We start from the raw sequence: 17,954 nt of genomic DNA on the forward strand, positions 1-17,954 counted from the left end.
GGCTCAGTAAGTGGCCTTGCTAAATTTGCTGGCGATAATCTTGGTCAGCATGTTGATAAACAGCACGACAACAATCAGTACTGTCGCGGTGGCATACGCCTGGTTCCATTCGTGAATGGTGTAGAGCTCCTGGGTTAATTTGTAGAGGTGTACGGTTAATGTGCGGCCCGAATCCAGCGCACTTTCTGGGATACGTGCGACCATACCTGCTGTCAGAAATACCGGTGCAGATTCGCCAATTACCCGGCCTACACTCAAAATGATGGAAGTAACAATACCCGGCATGGCACTCGGTAGAATCAGTTTCCAGATAGTGTAGATTTTCGATGCGCCCAGACCATACGAGCCTTCTCGATAGGTTTGAGGCACTGCCATCAGCGCTTCTTCTGTGGTACGGATAATCACTGGCAGAATAAGAATGCTCAGCGTCAGTGCGCCAGACAGAATGGAGAAGCCAAGGCCAAGCACAGCAACAAAAAATGTCATACCGAACAAACCGAAGATGATAGACGGGATACCCGCCAGAGATTCGGTGCAGAAGCGAATGACTTTCACGAGACGGCTGCCGACTTTCGCGTACTCAGTCAGATAAATTGCAGTCATGATGCCGATAGGGGCGGCGATAGCGATAGATGCGATAACCATATAAATGGTGGAGACAATCATCGGCCAGATACCTGATTTTTCGCCAATGCGGGTGTAATCACTGGTGATAAATGACCAGTCCACATATTGAAGGCCATTGCTCAGGATGTACCAGATAATCCAGAATAGGAAACCCACGGTCATTGCGGCAGCAGCCCATACAGTGACCAGCGAGATTTTGTCTTTCATTTGACGAGTCAACATTGTCATTACCTCGCTTTTTCGCGGTTCAGGTAAAGCAGGGAAGCATTCAGGATCATGATAAATACGAGAAGGACGATGCCTGTTGCATAAAGTGCGCTGGCGTGTACACCTGAAGCGTATGACATTTCCAGAGCAATGTTGGCTGTGAGCGTGCGTGCTGATTCGAGAAGGCTGTTAGGCATAGCTGGAGCATTCCCCATGACCATAATGATGGCCATGGTTTCACCCAATGCGCGGGCAATACCAAGGATGACGCCAGTCATGATGCCTGAGCGGGCCGCCGGCACCAGCAGCTTGAAGGTAGTGAACATCGGCGATGCCCCAAGTGCCAGAGAGCCTTCTTTGTATGCTTTAGGTACAGCGCGCAGTGAGGTTTCAGAGACGGCGATAACCGTTGGTAGAATCATCACTGCGAGCACGATGATACCTGCCAGAAGTGTGTTACCAGCTGGGACGTTGAATATGTCCTGGATCATCGGCACGATAATAACCAGTCCAAAAAAGCCGTAAACCACGGAAGGAATGCCTGCCAAGAGTTCTACCGCTGGGCGGATTATGTTTGCCAACCACTTGGGAGCGACTTCTGCGATAAATACGGCGGTCAGTACTGCAACCGGAACCCCCAGTGCCACGGCTCCTGCAGTGGAAGCCAGTGACGCCACGATCATAGGTGCAATGCCATACAGGGCGGGTGGAAGCCATTCTGAACCGGTAACAATACTGGTAGCACCAGCTTCCTGGATAGCTGGGAGGCCTTCACGGAAAATAAAGAAGCCGATAGTCGCGAGAGACAATACGCCCAGTGTAGCGGCTGTAAGGAATAGCGCGCGGAAGATTTCTTCGCGCCAATCTTGGCGCTTTCCATTACCCAGTTTACCGGCTGGGATTTGGATAGATTGTTCAGTTGCGATGGTCATAGTTGCTGTCCTTTGTGTCAGGTGATGACAGAAGGGATTAAAAACTTGGTAAAGGTGGCCTGCCAAACTTGGCAGGCCAAAGGGTATTACTTAACTGGCACGTAGCCTTGGTTCGAAACGATTTTCTGGCCTTCTGCTGATACTACCCATTTGAGAAACTCGTCGGCCGCTGGAGAAGGTTTGCCCTCTTTGCTCAGTACCAGGAATGGACGAGCCACTTTGTAATCGCCTGCTGCGACAGCTTCAGATGTTGGTTTAACACCGTTTACTTTCACTGCTTTCAGTGATTCATCAATTGAACCCAGAGAGATGTAGCCAATTGCGAATGGATTGTTTGCGACGATAGTTTTGATAACACCGTTACCGTTACCTACCTGAGCACGTTGGGAGATAGCAGACACTTTGATGCCGTTAACTTTACGTTTCAAGCCCATGATGTCCTCGAATGCGCCACGGGTGCCTGATGCCGTATCACGGGTAACGACGACGATTGGTTTGTTTTCGCCACCAACCTGAGACCAGTTCTGTACTTCGCCACGGTAGATTTTTGCGATGTCTTCGATTGTCAGATCGTCCAGCGTGTTTGCTTTGTTTACCACAACCGCAATGCCGTCACGCGCAATGACAGTTTCTTTTAATGCAGACTCCTTTTCAGCGTCTTTCAGTTCACGTGATGCCATACCGAACATTGAGGTCCCGTTTTTCGCTGCTTTTACACCGGCGGAAGAACCTGTTCCTTGTACTTCGATAAAAGTGTTGTTGTTTTGGGTCTGGTATGTCTCAGCCAAAACTTCCATGACCTCTGTTACTGATGTCGAGCCAGATACGGTGATTGTTTCTTGAGCAGTTGCAGAATGAGCAACGAGCGCACCAGCCATACAAAGCGCCGTGAATACTTTTGATTTCATTATAGATTTCCTTAATCGTTGCCTTTCTTGAAGGACGTGTATGAGTCAACGATGGCAACTTTAGGTCTCTTTTATGACACTCATGTTTCAACTAAATTAAGCATTGATGACGGGGGAAGAAGTCAGAAATGGGACCTATGATTCTCTGGTAAATCATTAAATTAGTGAATGGGGCGGTCTTTTTTGGGGTAGATGGGTTGTTAGTTTTGGCTGGCCACACGCGAATTGACCAGTAACGTTTCATTGAGCCAAGCGTCGGTCTGTGCGAGGTTCATTGGGCGGCCATACCAGTAACCCTGGATCTTATCACAACCAATTGATACCAGATATTTTCCCAAGGCTTCGGTTTCTACGCCCTCCGCAACCACGCGGCAATCAAGGCTATGGGCTAGGTAAATAGTTGATCTAACAATGGCTTCGTGGTTGCTGCTGTAAAGAAGGTCAGTCACAAAACTACGATCAATCTTAATCTCATCGATAGGCATGTTGCTCAAAATCGATAGTGATGAAAACCCGGTACCAAAGTCATCAATACTAAGCGATATACCTAACTTTTTAATTTTCTCTAGCACAACACGCGCTTTAGCGGGATTTTGCATCATGCTGGTTTCTGTAATTTCCAGCGTTAACTGGGCAGGATTGACCGCGTAACGACTGATCAGTTTCGATAAATACGGTTCCAGTGAATCGTCTTCAATGTCCTTTGCCGACAGATTGACTTGAACTTGAGGAGTGATGGACTGGTTGCGCCAGACTGCCAGTTGGGCAAATGTGGTTTCCAGTACCCAATGGGTGATTTTTTTTATCGTATTGGTCTGTTCGGCGAGGGGGATGAAATCGTCTGGGCTAACACAGTAACCGTCGCTGAGAGGCCAGCGAATTAGGGCCTCGAACGTTGTGTTATGTGGGCTTTGCACATTCATAACTGGCTGAAAGTGCAATTCGAAATCCATGCTCTCCATGGCATTATGAAGCATGTCAGCTAATTCTGTTTGGTCGTAAAAATGGCTGGACGTGGAAGGTTCATATATTGCGTACGGGGCTTGAATACGTTTGGCGTTGTACATGGCAACTTCTGCGCGCTTGAGAATCTCTTCCGCATTACGGCTATGTTCTGGGTAAAGGGCTACACCCACTGTGTTCGTTAAGTTCACATCGTGATCATTGATCGTCAGCGGGTGATCAAGATAGCCCTGAAGGTTCTCGATGTGCGTGGCAATATTTATGTTTTCAGGGTCGTTTAAAATCATGGTGAAGCGATTCTCACTGGAGCGGGCGAGAAATATTTCATCCTGAACAAACTCTTTTAAGCGGGAGGAAAACTGGGCAAGCAGTACATCGCCTTTCTTGTGGCTGAAGACTTCATTGATGTTGTTGAAATTATTGATATCAATGATGATAAGTGCAAATCGCTGCTCAGAGATATTGCACTCGATAATTTGTTGACCAATGGTTTTCAGTAAAAATCGCCGGTTCGGCAAATCCGTCAAAGAATCATGTGACTCGTTGTGGCGCCGCTGAAATTCAACGAAGGCTATCCGCTCCATGCTTCGGGAAACCACACTGAAGATCATTACACAAAATATACCACCGCCAAAAAAAACTGCAGCGACGATGAACTCGATGATTGTTGCTTCAGTCTGTCGAGACAGGAAGGCTGCGAAGATAACGTATCCCAAGACGAAACCGAGCATGACGGGAATAAAGCTGAACGTGGATGGGCGGCGATCTCGATGGTATAGGGCGATCGAAGATTTGAGCGCCGAAATCAGGGCGAGCATTCCAAGTATGACAAGCACTATCGAGACGGTTTTTATCATCGTCCTATCACTTCGCCCGTTGTGAAATACTAGGGTCTATAGACATTTGGTGGTTAAGTCTTGATGCAAAAACCATCACCAAATGTCAGTTGACCCTTGCAAGGGATTAAGGCTGCCTTAATATGCTAAGGCAGCATAAGCTGTTATAAATGTAGTAGAGAATTTTCGAAATTGAGAAAAGTGTCAGCAAATCAATCTGAGTGTGTTAGTTATTGCAGACAGGGCAGGTTGGAGATTTAGGCAGGTTGAAGTCGCGCCACTCACTGCTCAAGGCATCGTACAGCATCACTTTTCGTGTTGGAGGGGGAGCGAAACCCGATAACAGTTTGATGGCTTCTAGTGCCTGACAAGCGCCAATGATACCAATAACTGGGCTAAGAATACCTGCTTCTAAGCAGCTCAAAGATTGCTCACCAAAAAGGGCGCTCAAGCACTGATAGCAGGGTTCGTCATCAGAATAAGTAAACACTGCAATCTGCCCTTCAAGGCGAATGGCTGCGCCACTCACAAGTGGCTTTTTTAATTTAAAGCACAGACGGTTTAGCTGATTCCGGGTTTCAACGTTGTCCGAGCAGTCCATGACCAAATCGTGAGACTGTATTAGCTTTTGTAAGGCTTCGTCATTTAACCGTTTGGCTATGGTTTCAACCTTGGTGTGTGGGTTGATCTTACGAAGGTTGGCTGCTGCAGATTCCACTTTCAGTACGCCAATGGAGCTGTCATTGTGGAGAACCTGTCGTTGCAGGTTGGAAAGCTCTACGATGTCATCATCAATAAGGGTTATTTTTCCGATCCCCGAGGCTGCAAGGTACTGCGTGGCGGCGCAACCAAGGCCGCCAGCGCCCAAAACCAGAATACTGCCTTTTTTAAGTGCTTCCTGACCGTCAAAGTCAAACTGACGCAGAATGATCTGACGGTTATATCTGAGTTCTTCTTCAGGAGAGAGAATATCCACGTTTTTCCTCAGTTCATTACAGCGTTAAATGGTTCAATTGTGACGGTTTCTCCCACTTCCACATGATTGCGATCTTGCTCAAGTACTGCAAAACAGTTCGCCAGAGACAAAGAACTAAATGCGCCTGAACCTTGATTGCCTGTTGTAGACACCAGCAAGTTGCCATTTTCATCCGTACGATAAATCGCGCGTTGGTAATCGGCACGGCCAGATACTTTCTTGAAGCGGGTTTCGGCCTTGGCTTTCAGTTTGATAGCTGGTTGCCATTGTGTGTGACCAGCCAGTTTTGCCAACAATGGCTGTACCAATACATGCAGTGTTACGAGCACAGAAACCGGGTTACCTGGAAGGCCACAGAAAAGGGAATTCTTTACGTTACCAAATGCAAAAGGTTTACCCGGTTTGATAGCGATTTTCCAAAAACCGACTTCGCCTTCCTGATCCAGAACGTCTTTAGTGTAATCTGCTTCACCTACGCTGACGCCGCCGGAGGTCACGATGACATCTGCTTGAGAAGCTGCACTTAGGAAAGTCTCGCGAAGCTTTTCAGGACAATCCGGCACAACGCCAAGGTCAATGGCTTCACAATGCATTTTTTCCAGCATGGCACGAATGGTGTATCGATTGCTGTCGTAGATTTCACCTTTGCCCAGTGTTTCACCAACCTGACGTAATTCGTCTCCAGTAGAGAAGAAGGCGACTTTTGGTCGACGTATAACGGTAACCTCAGCAATACCAAGTGTCGCCAGCATGGGTACTTCACGCGGTGTCAGTAGGGTGCCTTTAGGAATCACGACATCACCCACTTTAACGTCGTCGCCAATCGGGCGGATGTTTTGCTGTGGCTGGGCTGATGCAGTGAAAGTGATCTGGTCGCCCTGAACCGTCGTTTGCTCCTGCATGATAACGGCGTCCGCACCCTCTGGTACTTCTGCACCCGTCATGATGCGAATACAACTGCCTTTGGGCCATTCGCCTTCAAAAGGAACACCGGCAAATGACTTGCCTGCCAACGTCAGTGTATTTGATTCTGTCAGATCGCTGGTGCGAAGCGCATATCCGTCCATGGCTGAGTTGGCAAAAGGAGGCACGTTTAGCGGTGAGCAGATGTCTTGCGCAGTAATGCGGTTTTGCGCATTCACGAGAGAGACCACTTCTGTTTCTGTGAGCGGCGTCGTGTTCTCCAGAAGGGTGGTAATGGCCTCAGAAACGGGCATTAATCCCGGCGTGTCGCAGCAATCCATATAAAAACTCTCTTTCGATTTTTGAATACTGTAGCCGATTACAAATGTCAGGTCATATGACGTAACTTTGATGCTTAGCCTATGATCTCTATGTTGAGATGTACATTAGGCTCTCGCCATCGGGGCAACGAGATTTATGTCAGAGCGTATTCCGCCCGGCTCATAGAAGAAAGGCGATATTATCGCAAACTTTGTGGGCGGAAACTAATGCCCACACGCAATTCGAGGTGTAATTTTCTTGGCATTAACGTTATGCTTCAAAATTCTGACAGTACATTGATCCTTGTCCTCAAAAGGCGAGTAATAAATAAAACTATAACATTGGAACGATCCGAGGAAAGACTATGACAGCATTGAACGATTCTGCAAAACGGGTCCGTGAGGCGCTGATAGCACGTGGTATTGAGACTCCGATGCAGGCCGGTTCGTCGATGACCGCCCAAGAGAAGAAAGAGAAAATCGAATACCACATGCGCGAGATTCTGACTGCAATGGATCTCGACTTGGAAGATGACAGTTTGACAGAAACACCGATACGCATAGCAAAAATGTATGTGGACGAGGTATTTTCCGGTCTTGATTACACCAACTTCCCAAAAATCACAGTTATCGACAACAAGATGGGCTGTGACGAGATGGTGCGGGTGAAAGACATTACGCTGACCAGTACCTGTGAACACCACTTGGTAACGATAGACGGTAAGTGTACTGTGGCTTATCTGCCTAAGAACAAGATTATTGGTCTTTCGAAGATTAATCGCATCGTGCGCTTCTTTTCCCAGCGGCCACAAGTTCAGGAGCGTTTGACCCGTCAAATCTTGGTGGCTCTACAAACCTTGTTGGAAACCGATAACGTAGCAGTCCATATGAATGCCACCCACTACTGTGTGAAAGCGCGTGGTGTGATGGATGCAACGAGTGCGACGACGACAACTGCTTTGGGTGGCATATTTAAATCGAATGCTTCAACCCGCGCGGAGTTTCTTCACGGCATCGGCTAATAATACCAATCGTAGTAAATATCTGATCACCTACCTACTGTGATTGGTACAAATCAGGCTGACATAAAGCAGCTCAAAAAGAAAAAGCGCCAATTGGCGCTTTTTCTGTCTCTATCGTTCCGGACTATTTCAGAACAGCAGCAATACCTTTACATAGTGGGCCCATGTTTGAGCGGGTCATACCAGCAACGCTGATGCGACCAGAGCCAACAATGTAAACACCGAACTCTTCTTTCAGTTGGTTCACTTGCTCTTTGGTCAGGCCAGAGAAAGAGAACATGCCGTTTTGACGTTCGATGAAGCTGAAATCGCGGTCTACGCCTTCTTCTTTCAAAGTTGCTACAAACAGTTCGCGCATTGCTTGAATACGAACACGCATGTCAGCTACTTCCTGCTCCCACTCTGCACGCAGTGCGGCATCATTCAGGATAACAGTCACTACCGCAGCGCCATGTGCTGGCGGGTTAGAGTAGATAACACGTGCAATGCTCTTCACTTGGCTGAATGCAGTTGCTGCTTGCTCGGCAGATTCACCGACCAGTGTGAACGCACCAACACGCTCATTATACAGACCAAAGTTTTTCGAGAATGAACTTGCGACCAGAAGCTCTGAACAGCTTTCAGTGAAAATACGCAGCCCTGCAGCGTCTTCTTCAACGCCTTTTGCAAAACCTTGGTAAGCGAAGTCAAACAGAGGCAGAAGACCTTTCTCTTTCACCAGTGCTGCCAGTTGTTGCCATTGGCCAGCATCTGGGTCGATACCGGTTGGGTTGTGGCAGCAGCCGTGCAGAAGCACAACATCACCAGCGCTTGCGGTTTTCAGGTCTGCCAACATCGCGTCGAAATCCATGTCTTTGGTTTCTGCGTTGTAGTAGCTGTACTGTGCTACTTCCAGACCTGCTGCTGCGAATACGCCATTGTGGTTTGCCCAAGTTGGGTTGCTCACCCAAACTTTCACGCCGCCAAGCTGGCGTTTAATGAATTCCGCCGCCAGACGAAGTGCGCCAGTACCACCCGGAGCTTGTGCAGTTTGTGCACGTTTGTCTGCAATTACTGGAGCATCAGCGCCAAACAGCAGTTTTTGCACTGCCAGACCGTATTCAGGGGTACCTGGAATCGCCAGATAAGATTTAGTGGTCTCGTTTTCCAGCAGAACAGCTTCTGCTTTTTTAACGGTGGCCAGAACAGGGGTATTTCCGGATTCGTCCTTGTAAATACCTACACCCAGATTGATTTTCTCAGCACGGGCATCGGCCTTGAATTCTTCGGTTAGGCCCAGAATAGGGTCGGCGGGAGCCGCTGCAATTTTTTCAAACATCGTCGTTCATCCATGGCGTTAGTAACTTTCTTTTTTATAACATTTGACTGATCGTAATAAAACGGAAATTTGAGGATTTTTTACGTTTACCTATCACTTGGCTGTCAGAGGACTCTAAAACCCTTATTTTTCTATCTTTTCTTAAAGGCGTGAGGTCAGGCACATTAGTTTTGGAGGGATAACACAAAATCTTGAAACTCGCATGAGAAGGGGAGTTGGACGTGCTAGGACCACTTATATGCGAGGTGAACGAATGAAGAAAATTTACAGACAAAAAAGGCCGCTTTCGCGACCTTTTTAAAAATCCAAAATGGATTAGAAGTTTGCGCTACGTGGGGTACGTGGGAATGGAATAACGTCACGAACGTTACCCATGCCCGTTACGTAAGAAACCAGACGCTCGAAGCCCAGACCGAAACCAGCGTGTGGCACAGTGCCGTAACGGCGCAGGTCGCGATACCAGTTCATGTGCTCTGGGTCGATATTCATCGCGCGCATACGCTCGTCTAGTACATCCAAACGTTCTTCACGCTGTGCGCCACCGATGATTTCACCAATGCCAGGTGCCAGAACGTCCATCGCAGCAACAGTCTGACCGTCATCGTTCAAACGCATGTAGAAAGCTTTGATGTCTTTCGGGTAGTTCTTCACGATAACTGGTGCGTTGAAGTGCTCTTCAGCCAGGAAGCGCTCGTGCTCAGAAGCCAGATCGATACCCCACTCAACAGGGAATTCGAACTTCTTGCCAGATTTAATCAGGATGTCGATAGCATCGGTGTAATCCACCTGTGCGAAGTCAGATTCAACAAACTTCTCAAGACGGCTGATAGCTTCTTTGTCGATACGTTGAGCAAAGAACGCTAGGTCGTCACGGCGCTCTTCAAGCACAGCTTTAAACACGAACTTCAGCATGTCTTCTGCCAGCTTCGCTACATCGTCAAGCTCTGCAAACGCAACTTCTGGCTCAACCATCCAGAACTCCGCAAGGTGGCGGCTGGTGTTTGAGTTTTCAGCACGGAAAGTAGGGCCGAAGGTGTATACCTTGCTGATTGCACACGCGTACGCTTCTGCATTCAACTGACCAGATACGGTTAGGAAGGTCTCTTTACCGAAGAAATCTTCGTTGTAATCTACCGCACCTTTATCGTTACGTGGCAGGTTTTCCATATCCAGCGTAGAAACGCGGAACATCTCACCAGCACCTTCTGCGTCAGACGCAGTGATGAGTGGCGCAGAAACCCAGAAGTAACCTTGCTCGTGGTAGAAGCGGTGAATCGCTTGAGCCAGACAGTTACGTACACGTGCTACCGCACCGATTACATTGGTGCGTGGGCGCAAGTGGGCTACTTCACGCAAGTACTCGATAGAGTGTCGAGTTTTTGCCATTGGGTAAGTGTCAGCGTCCTCAACCCAACCAACGACTTTAACGTTAGTCGCTTGCAGCTCGTATGCCTGACCTTGTCCCGGGCTCTCTACCACTGTACCGGTAACTTCTACAGAGCAGCCTGTGGTAAGACGCAATACTTCTTCCTGGTAATTATTCAGCTCATTAGGAACAACCGCCTGGATAGGATCAAAACAAGAGCCGTCATAAATGGCAAGGAAAGAAATACCGGCTTTTGAATCACGACGTGTGCGGATCCAACCGCGAACAGTGACTTCTGTGTCTACTGCCGCTTTGCCGTGCAGGACGTCTGCTACAGGCACATAGTTCATAATTTGCATCTAACTCCGTTGAAGAATACCCGACGATCTGTCGTCGTCGGGCTGGGATAATTCGCACTAGGACAGAAGAGTTTACCCGCATACCAAAGCTACCTCAAGATGCAGGAATAGAGAGGCTTCATGGTGCGATGAGATCGAAGAAAAAACCAGCACATTTCGACGGGTATAAAGAAAAAGAGGGCGAGAAGGCCCCTTTAACTGATGGATTAGTATCCAACTTAAGCCAATTTGAACTCGTCAATAAGTTGTTCCAGTTGATCGGCGAGGTTTTTCAGGTTCGCACTGGAGGTTTGAGTCTGGTTTGCATTGGTCGAAGTATTCTCTGCATGAGACTGAATAGTGATGACCTGTTCTCTAAGTCCATCCGACATTTCAGCCTGATGTGCGGTGTCATGACTGATATCTTTGGCGTTCGCATTCACAATCAGGATTTCTTCAGCAATCTGAGCAAGTGAGTTAGAGAGTTGCATGACGGTATCAGAGCGCTGAGCCGTGTTTTCGCAAGTGGTCTCGATGGCTGAAGCTGAACGGTCAGCATCGGCTGTGAGTTGTTCTATGATGTTCTGAATATCACCTGTAGCGTCATGGGTTCGACTGGCTAGGTTACGTACTTCATCTGCTACTACCGCAAAACCTCTACCTTGATCGCCAGCGCGGGCAGCTTCAATTGCAGCGTTAAGTGCCAGAAGGTTAGTCTGTTCTGCAATACCGCGAATAACCTCCAGAATACTGTTCACTTCCTTGCTTTGTTGGTTTACCTCAAGGATCTGGTGACGAACCTGATCAATTTCCTGCACGAGTTGTTGAATTTGTTCCGCGGCCAGTTCCGCAACGTGGCGGCCTTGGTGCGCGCTTTCTGCCAAAGCTTCGCTAAGTTCGGCTGCTTCAGTGGTTTTCTCTTCTACGATGTGTTGGTGGTGTTGGACTTCATCAATAGAAGATGACATCTCCTGCGTTTCGCGGCGCTGATTTTCAACTAGCTTGTTAGTTTCGCTGGAGACATTGGTGAGGACTGTCGCTTCATGAAGTAGCGCGGTGGCAGTGCCTTTCACCCGGTTCAAACTGCTGGAGAAACTGTCGAGCAGTGTATCGCAGCTTGCGGCTAGCTGGCCGATCTCATCGTCACGGTGCATGGTAAGTCGCTGGCTGAGATTCTTCTCTTCACTGCAACGGTGCATAAAGCGGGAGATTCGCTTCATGGGAGAAACAAGACTGACTCGAATAAAGCCGAAAGTCAGGGCAAAGCCGCCAAGGGTTATCGCACTCATGATCCCGGCAGTTATTAGCATTTGGCCGTTGATGTTTTCATAGAGTGAAGAAAGATTGTATTCCAACCTGACCACACCGAGCACTGTCTCTTCGGGAACGATATGGCATTGTAGGCAATTTGTGCCTCGGTAGTTTGAGCTGGCCTTCATCGGAAGGGCTACAACAATACTTGGCCCATAGTCGCGAGTGACACGCTCTACAACGGTTTCTCCGTCGATGGCACGCTGGTCAATACTGTCCAGAATTGCTTGACCAGGGTTGCCGGGACCAAAGACTTTAGTGATGCCTTCAGCGCGAACAACGCGAGCATCTTCAATTCCGTTTTGCTCCAGAACTTTATTTCTCAGTGCTTCCTTTTGATGAATAGTGCCTGTCAGCATCATCATATTCAGACTGTCAAAATAGTTACTGGCTTTATCGAGGGTTTGTTCTCCGACTATATCGGTAACAAATGTTTTCTGTTGGTTGTTTTGGTAAATCAACGAAACAGCTAAAACGACAGAAAAAATACCGAGTAAGGCAAAGAGGATTTTAGCCGCTATTGGTAGGCGCATTGTTGAGTGTCACTTCCATGTAGTTATAATTTTCAACAGTTTACCTACATAATTGTGAATGAGTATTATCCATGATGTTAATGTGTGATTATTGCGACATAAATTTTTATGGGGTATCTCGCAACGATAGATAAAGGATTTGCGTCTGATTCAGTTTGAGCTGAACGCAATAATTGAGTAGCATCGCCGCGCAATGTAAAAACTATCGATCACAGGAACGCTAATAATGCATACCGAACTATTTAAAGAATTCATGTTTGAAGCGGCACACCGACTACCGAATGTTCCAGAAGGGCATAAGTGTGGTCGTCTACATGGCCACTCTTTCCTGGTTCGTATCTATGTAGCAGGCGAAGTCGACCCGCATACTGGCTGGGTGGTTGATTTTTCAGAGATTAAGCAGGCATTTAAACCAATTTATGACCGTCTGGATCACTACTATCTGAATGATATTGAAGGTTTGGAAAACCCAACCAGCGAAGTATTGGCTAAGTGGATTTGGGAGCAATTAAAGCCTGAACTGCCAATCTTGAGCAAAGTCATGATCAAAGAGACTTGCACTGCGGGTTGCATCTACACGGGTGAGTAGTATTTCGCTTAATTTCAATAGTAGAAAAGGGCCAATATGGCCCTTTTTTTGTGCCTTGAAAGATAAGTGAACTATATCTCTTATTTAGGCAATCTCTAGATACTTATGTGTTTGAATAGACAAACGCCAGTTTCTTTGAATGCAGGTTTTGATACAGAGGCTTGTAGCACGCGCTTTTTGGCTAATTGGCTGCAATGCTACCTCTTTCCCTCTTAAATCAATGTCTTTGAGTAAATTATCCAGCTTCTCTATATCACTTTCTGTACCGACTGGGTGCTTGATTTCATTAGCTCGCTCTAGAGCCTCTATCAGAACCGGTAGTTTTCCACGCATATTGATCTTAGGAGAAACGGTCACCCAGGTATTTGTCGTGGCTTTCACGGCGTATGTACCACTGGTTTCAATCTGACAACGGTAATTGTTTGATTCCAACAGGGAGGTCAAAGGGATAAGGTCAAACATACAAGGCTCTCCGCCTGTAATCACCACGTGCTTTGCGCTATAGCTGGCTTGCAGGTGTGCAAGAATCTCTTCGGCGGAGACTTTGGTCCATAGCGGGCTATCGCCATTTTTGGCAATGATGGTGCCAAAATCCCGCTCGTCTGCTGGCAGTGTGTCCCAAGTCTGGCGCGTGTCACACCAAGGACAGCCAACTGGGCAGCCCTGAAGGCGAACAAAGACCGAAGGAACGCCGGTGAAGGTCCCTTCACCCTGAATGGTTTCGAATATTTCGTTGACGTTGTACATACCGCTAAAACAGTCATTGGTTTCAAAGAGGGGGCAGATTATGTCAGTTTCAACAGCGGCTGTCTTGACCTGAAATGAAGAGGAATAAGGGTTATAGATTGAAATGGTGCTAACTTGTTGATTTTAGGAAATTGAGCGATTTATCGTTACGCTAAATCAATTTGCTCGTGACGTGGTTCACGACATTATCTAATGACGCTTCACAATTACTTCGCAAAGTAAAAAAATTCAATATTAAAGAATTTCACAGGGAGCATGGGATGATTCTCGCCCGGCCAGGACACATAGATCACATCAAGCGTAACAACGCTGGAGCAGTCTACAAGTTGATCGATCAGCTAGGGCCAATCTCCCGAATTGAACTCTCTAAGCGCAGTCAGTTAGCGCCTGCCAGCATTACCAAGATAACCCGAGAATTGATAGAGGCCCACTTAGTCAAAGAAACTGAATACGGCGAGCCTGCAAGTCGTGGGCGTCCAGCTATTGGTCTTGTGCTCAATAACGAGGGCTGGCAGTTTCTCTCAATCCGTCTTGGACGCGGATATCTGACACTGGCACTACATGAATTGGGTGGTAATATCCTTGTAGAAGAGCGTCACGATATTGTTGTTCTCGAGCAGGACTTGCTGCTTGAACTGATTCAGCGGCACATTAATCAGTTTTTCTCTACCTACTCTGAGGTGGTTGATCGCGTCACTGCTATTGCAGTTACATTGCCTGGTTTAGTGAATAGCACTCAGGGCATTGTGATTCAAATGCCACACTATGACGTACACAATATGCCTTTGGGTCCAGTGATTCATCGGGCAACGGGCTTACCTGTGTTCATTGGTAATGATACCCGCTCATGGGCACTGGCAGAAAAGCTGTTTGGTAATGCTCGTGATGTCGAAAACTCAGTGCTAATTTCGATTCATCATGGTGTTGGCGCAGGGATTATGATTGATGGCAAAGTTCTGGAAGGTCAGGTGGGCAACATTGGCGAACTTGGTCACATACAAATCAAGCCATTTGGTAAGCGCTGCTATTGCGGCAACAGCGGTTGTTTGGAAACGGTTGCTAGTTTGCAGGCTGTATTGGAGGACGCTCAAACCCTTCTTGACCAAGGCCATGACAGCGTGCTTCAGGACAAATCGTTAACCATTGATTCTCTGTGTGAAGCGGCGGTAGCGGGTGATGGCGTGGCCGTGAAGGTGATTACTGAGTTGGGTCATAACCTAGGGCAGGCAATTGCTATTATGGTAAATCTGTTTAATCCCGAGCGAATTTTGATTGGCGGTGAGTTCAACCAAGCGAAATCTGTATTGTACCCGGCGATCATTGAGCGCATCCAGAATCAAACGTTGCCACATTACTTTGAGAATCTAATGTTGGAAGAAAGCTATTTCTATACACAGGCAACGATGCCGGGAGCGGCACTTGTAAAACGCGCCATGTATGATGGGTACTTATTGATGAAGGTGCTGGAAGGCTAAGTAGATTTTCCGAAGTTGAAAAAGGAGCCATCGGCTCCTTTTTTCGTTTATAGCGGATACCAGACGATGCCATTGTCGAGCGAACGTTTGGTTAATGCCAGCGCGACGCAGATAGCAATCATCGCTAGCATGCTCCAGTCTTTCAGCGCAAGAGGTCGGTCGTTATACCAGGTACGGGATTTATTGCGCCCGAAGCCGCGGAGGGTCATGGCATTAGAGATTTCGTCCGCACGATCTAAGCTGGAAAAAATTAATGGGATAAGGATATTTGCCACACCGCGAAAACGTGTCATCAGCGGGACGTTTTTTGAAAAATCCACACCGCGTGCTTGTTGCGCATGCATGATATTGACAAAATCATTCTTCACTTCCGGTAAGTAGCGAAGTGTCAGACTTACAGCATAAGCAATTTTGTAAGGAACACCAATGCGATTGAGGCTAGATGCAAACTCTGTTGGATGGGTGGTAAACACAAATACCAGCGCGATTGGGAACATACTGAAGTATTTCAGCGTCACCGTAAGCAGGTAAAACAAGGTTTCTTGAGTGAGTGAATAGTTACCGGGTAACGCAATAATCTCTGTTGTGGTATTTGTCCAATCAGAGCCTTGCTGCGGTGCAAGCAGGAACATGAATATTGCATTCATACCCAAAACACTTAAGGTGCCAATCAACAGGGGTTTGTAGACCTGAAATGCCACGCCTGTCATTTTCAGCAAGGTCAGACCAAGCAATACCATTGCCACAATAATACGTAGATCGAACGTAGTGAGAACTACTGTCACCCACGCCATAAATAAGGTAAATTTGGTGATGCCATTCAGCGAATGAAGTGGCGACTGGGAATCAATGTAGCTAATACCAAACTTCATTTTGGATGCCTTCATTTGGCGTTGCTCTCTGTCTCAATAAACTGCTGCATAAAACCGTTGATGTCACTGATGTTTGCCTGCTCTGCCAGCTCATACAAGCTGGTGGTCGTTAGGTTGGCTGCATCTAACAGCTGAGGCTGGCTGAACACAGCTGTCATCGGTGCATCAGCGGTCAATTTACTATCAGCAATCACGATAGAGCGGGTGGTGTTTTCAAGCACCAAGTGCAGGTCGTGAGATATAATCATTACGGTCACGCCCCGCTCTTTATTCAGTCGCTTGATGAAAGAAAGCATCGCGGTGTAGTTGCGGTAATCCTGACCCGCTGTCGGCTCGTCCAGAATCAGTAATTCTGGCTCCATCACCAGAATTGAAGCGATAGTGACACGTTTTTTCTGGCCATAGCTCAGCGCGTCAACCGGCCAGTGTCGGTATTTACTCAGGCCACAGAATTCAAGCACTTCAAAACAACGTCGCTCGATCTCGAGCTCATCCAATCCTAAGTGTTTTAGACCGAAAGCCACTTCATCCATGATCATGTGATGGGAGATCATGTGATTAGGGTTCTGCATCACCACGCCGACTTTTTTGCTTCGTTCAAAAATCGAAAGCTGGTTGAAATCCTGACCGTCAAAAATGATGCTCCCTGCATCTGGCGCCAATACACCCATGATCAACTTGGTAATCGTGGACTTCCCCGAACCATTCTTACCCAGAATAGATACCAGCTCACCACGATGAATGGTGAAGGAGATGTCTTCGAGCGCGTTTTTCTCACCGTCGTAGGAGTAGGTGAGGCCGTCTACGATCAGCAGTGGTGAGTCGTTTTTCTCCAGACTTACAATGCGTCCAGCACAGGTTGCCCAACCTTGTAGTTGCTGTTTGAACCGCTCCACGGGCAGTGCTGACAGATAGGCAGGAGAGTCTGACTCAGCCAGCACACAACCAGCATGTTTTAGAGCAGAAAAGTACAGTGGCTGGCGGATACCATGGGTTTCAAGCAGGTCTGACATCATCAGCGCATTAGGTGTGGTGTCAGCCACGATAGTGCCGTTATCCATCAGGAGGACACGGTCGACATGCTTGGTCAGTACATCCTCCAAGCGATGTTCAATGATGATGATCGTTTTACCGGTATCACGGTGCAGTTGGTCGATGATTTCTATAGTGCGTTTTCCCGTCTTTGGGTCGAGGGCAGCAAGTGGCTCATCGAACAGAAGCACATCGACATCGTCGACAAGCACACCGGCAAGAGAAACGCGTTGTTTCTGACCGCCGGATAAATCATGTGGTGCATGATTGAGCAGGGCTTCCAGCTCAACCATCTGGGCGGTGGCTTTCACAATTGGGTACATCTCTCCAACCGGAACTTGCTGGTTCTCCAGTGCGAAAGCTATGTCTTCACCGACAGTTAGGCCGACAAACTGGCTGTCTGTATCCTGCAAAACGGTACCTACTTGCTCGGTGTACTGAACAAGTGACATTGAGCTCGCGCGCCTGCCGTCAATGAACAATTCCCCAGAAACGTCGCCTTCTACGGAGTGAGGGATCAAACCGTTGATACATTGACCCAGGGTGGACTTACCACTACCGCTTGGGCCGATAATCAGGACTTTTTCACCTCTCTCAATGCGAAGGTTGATATTCTTTAGCGTCGGGTTTACCAGCGCGTCGTAACGAAAGCTGAAGTTCTTAAATTCGATGGTCATGA

General features: G+C 47.6%; 15 protein-coding genes. 3 read left to right on the forward strand and 12 right to left on the reverse strand.

Translation table 11 applies throughout. The features are described from left to right. Positions 1-3 precede the first annotated feature (3 nt). The 6 genes from pstA to moeA all read right to left on the reverse strand — a co-directional run bounded on the left by pstA (position 4) and on the right by moeA (position 6,693). Positions 4-849: a phosphate ABC transporter permease PstA gene (gene pstA, locus VP504_RS00715; protein WP_325892464.1), complete on the reverse strand. Its 846-nt coding sequence runs from the start codon at positions 847-849 to the stop codon at positions 4-6. A gap of 5 nt (positions 850-854) precedes the next feature. Continuing rightward, positions 855-1,766, reverse strand: a complete 912-nt coding sequence (pstC, locus tag VP504_RS00720; protein WP_325892465.1) for a phosphate ABC transporter permease subunit PstC — start codon at positions 1,764-1,766, stop codon at positions 855-857. 86 nt (positions 1,767-1,852) lie between these two features. Next, positions 1,853-2,674, reverse strand: a complete 822-nt coding sequence (locus tag VP504_RS00725; RefSeq protein WP_325892466.1) for a phosphate ABC transporter substrate-binding protein — start codon at positions 2,672-2,674, stop codon at positions 1,853-1,855. Positions 2,675-2,874: 200 nt separating this feature from the next. Continuing rightward, positions 2,875-4,494 carry a putative bifunctional diguanylate cyclase/phosphodiesterase gene (locus tag VP504_RS00730; RefSeq protein WP_325892467.1) on the reverse strand — a complete coding sequence of 540 codons (1,620 nt, stop codon included), beginning with the start codon at positions 4,492-4,494 and terminating at the stop codon, positions 2,875-2,877. A gap of 205 nt (positions 4,495-4,699) precedes the next feature. Next, the gene (gene moeB, locus VP504_RS00735) at positions 4,700-5,449 is read right to left on the reverse strand and encodes a molybdopterin-synthase adenylyltransferase MoeB (protein ID WP_325892469.1); all 750 of its coding nucleotides are present in this window, start codon (positions 5,447-5,449) and stop codon (positions 4,700-4,702) included. Between the two features lie 8 nt (positions 5,450-5,457). Then, positions 5,458-6,693, reverse strand: a complete 1,236-nt coding sequence (gene moeA / locus VP504_RS00740; RefSeq protein WP_325892470.1) for a molybdopterin molybdotransferase MoeA — start codon at positions 6,691-6,693, stop codon at positions 5,458-5,460. A gap of 344 nt (positions 6,694-7,037) precedes the next feature. Between moeA and folE the strand changes: the two genes are divergently transcribed. Next, a complete protein-coding gene (gene folE / locus VP504_RS00745) occupies positions 7,038-7,694 on the forward strand; it encodes a GTP cyclohydrolase I FolE (RefSeq protein ID WP_062712598.1) in 657 nt (218 codons plus the stop codon). Positions 7,695-7,818: 124 nt separating this feature from the next. Here folE and VP504_RS00750 read toward each other — a convergent pair whose 3' ends face one another. From VP504_RS00750 to VP504_RS00760, 3 genes are all read right to left on the reverse strand, one after another. After that, entirely contained in the window at positions 7,819-9,012 is a 1,194-nt protein-coding gene (locus tag VP504_RS00750; protein ID WP_325892471.1) for an amino acid aminotransferase, read from the reverse strand. A gap of 315 nt (positions 9,013-9,327) precedes the next feature. Beyond that, positions 9,328-10,728 carry an asparagine--tRNA ligase gene (gene asnS / locus VP504_RS00755; protein WP_325894092.1) on the reverse strand — a complete coding sequence of 467 codons (1,401 nt, stop codon included), beginning with the start codon at positions 10,726-10,728 and terminating at the stop codon, positions 9,328-9,330. Between the two features lie 227 nt (positions 10,729-10,955). Continuing rightward, entirely contained in the window at positions 10,956-12,560 is a 1,605-nt protein-coding gene (locus VP504_RS00760; protein WP_325892473.1) for a methyl-accepting chemotaxis protein, read from the reverse strand. 226 nt (positions 12,561-12,786) lie between these two features. Here VP504_RS00760 and queD point away from each other — a divergent pair, with 226 nt between their 5' ends. Next, complete coding sequence (gene queD, locus VP504_RS00765) at positions 12,787-13,149, forward strand: 6-carboxytetrahydropterin synthase QueD (protein ID WP_325892474.1); 363 nt, start codon at positions 12,787-12,789, stop codon at positions 13,147-13,149. Between the two features lie 84 nt (positions 13,150-13,233). On the opposite strand, the gene queE is transcribed toward queD, so the two are convergent. Next, positions 13,234-13,896 carry a 7-carboxy-7-deazaguanine synthase QueE gene (gene queE, locus VP504_RS00770; RefSeq protein WP_325892475.1) on the reverse strand — a complete coding sequence of 221 codons (663 nt, stop codon included), beginning with the start codon at positions 13,894-13,896 and terminating at the stop codon, positions 13,234-13,236. Positions 13,897-14,156: 260 nt separating this feature from the next. Between queE and mlc the strand changes: the two genes are divergently transcribed. Then, the gene (gene mlc / locus VP504_RS00775) at positions 14,157-15,371 is read left to right on the forward strand and encodes a sugar metabolism global transcriptional regulator Mlc (RefSeq protein WP_325892476.1); all 1,215 of its coding nucleotides are present in this window, start codon (positions 14,157-14,159) and stop codon (positions 15,369-15,371) included. A gap of 47 nt (positions 15,372-15,418) precedes the next feature. On the opposite strand, the gene VP504_RS00780 is transcribed toward mlc, so the two are convergent. Then, positions 15,419-16,258 (reverse strand): energy-coupling factor transporter transmembrane component T family protein, encoded by an 840-nt coding sequence (locus VP504_RS00780; RefSeq protein ID WP_325892478.1) that lies wholly within the window; start codon positions 16,256-16,258, stop codon positions 15,419-15,421. Continuing rightward, on the reverse strand, positions 16,255-17,952 hold the full coding sequence (locus tag VP504_RS00785; protein WP_325892480.1) for an ABC transporter ATP-binding protein: 1,698 nt from the start codon (positions 17,950-17,952) through the stop codon (positions 16,255-16,257). The genes VP504_RS00780 and VP504_RS00785 overlap by 4 nt, the downstream gene beginning before the upstream one ends. Positions 17,953-17,954: the final 2 nt, after the last annotated feature.

The organism is Grimontia sp. NTOU-MAR1 (assembly GCF_035758505.1).
Taxonomy (GTDB): Bacteria; Pseudomonadota; Gammaproteobacteria; order Enterobacterales; family Vibrionaceae; genus Enterovibrio; species Enterovibrio marinus.

What these genes read in the sequence shown, in the direction of transcription:
- folE (WP_062712598.1), top strand. Translation starts at nt 7,038, where the DNA reads ATGACAGCATTGAACGATTCTGCAAAACGGGTCCGTGAGGCGCTGATA.
- VP504_RS00780 (WP_325892478.1), bottom strand. Translation starts at nt 16,258, where the DNA reads ATGAAGGCATCCAAAATGAAGTTTGGTATTAGCTACATTGATTCCCAG.
- VP504_RS00760 (WP_325892473.1), bottom strand. Translation starts at nt 12,560, where the DNA reads ATGCGCCTACCAATAGCGGCTAAAATCCTCTTTGCCTTACTCGGTATT.
- pstC (WP_325892465.1), bottom strand. Translation starts at nt 1,766, where the DNA reads ATGACCATCGCAACTGAACAATCTATCCAAATCCCAGCCGGTAAACTG.
- moeA (WP_325892470.1), bottom strand. Translation starts at nt 6,693, where the DNA reads ATGGATTGCTGCGACACGCCGGGATTAATGCCCGTTTCTGAGGCCATT.
- VP504_RS00750 (WP_325892471.1), bottom strand. Translation starts at nt 9,012, where the DNA reads ATGTTTGAAAAAATTGCAGCGGCTCCCGCCGACCCTATTCTGGGCCTA.
- VP504_RS00730 (WP_325892467.1), bottom strand. Translation starts at nt 4,494, where the DNA reads ATGATAAAAACCGTCTCGATAGTGCTTGTCATACTTGGAATGCTCGCC.
- VP504_RS00785 (WP_325892480.1), bottom strand. Translation starts at nt 17,952, where the DNA reads ATGACCATCGAATTTAAGAACTTCAGCTTTCGTTACGACGCGCTGGTA.
- mlc (WP_325892476.1), top strand. Translation starts at nt 14,157, where the DNA reads ATGATTCTCGCCCGGCCAGGACACATAGATCACATCAAGCGTAACAAC.
- queD (WP_325892474.1), top strand. Translation starts at nt 12,787, where the DNA reads ATGCATACCGAACTATTTAAAGAATTCATGTTTGAAGCGGCACACCGA.
- queE (WP_325892475.1), bottom strand. Translation starts at nt 13,896, where the DNA reads ATGTACAACGTCAACGAAATATTCGAAACCATTCAGGGTGAAGGGACC.
- VP504_RS00725 (WP_325892466.1), bottom strand. Translation starts at nt 2,674, where the DNA reads ATGAAATCAAAAGTATTCACGGCGCTTTGTATGGCTGGTGCGCTCGTT.
- asnS (WP_325894092.1), bottom strand. Translation starts at nt 10,728, where the DNA reads ATGAACTATGTGCCTGTAGCAGACGTCCTGCACGGCAAAGCGGCAGTA.
- pstA (WP_325892464.1), bottom strand. Translation starts at nt 849, where the DNA reads ATGTTGACTCGTCAAATGAAAGACAAAATCTCGCTGGTCACTGTATGG.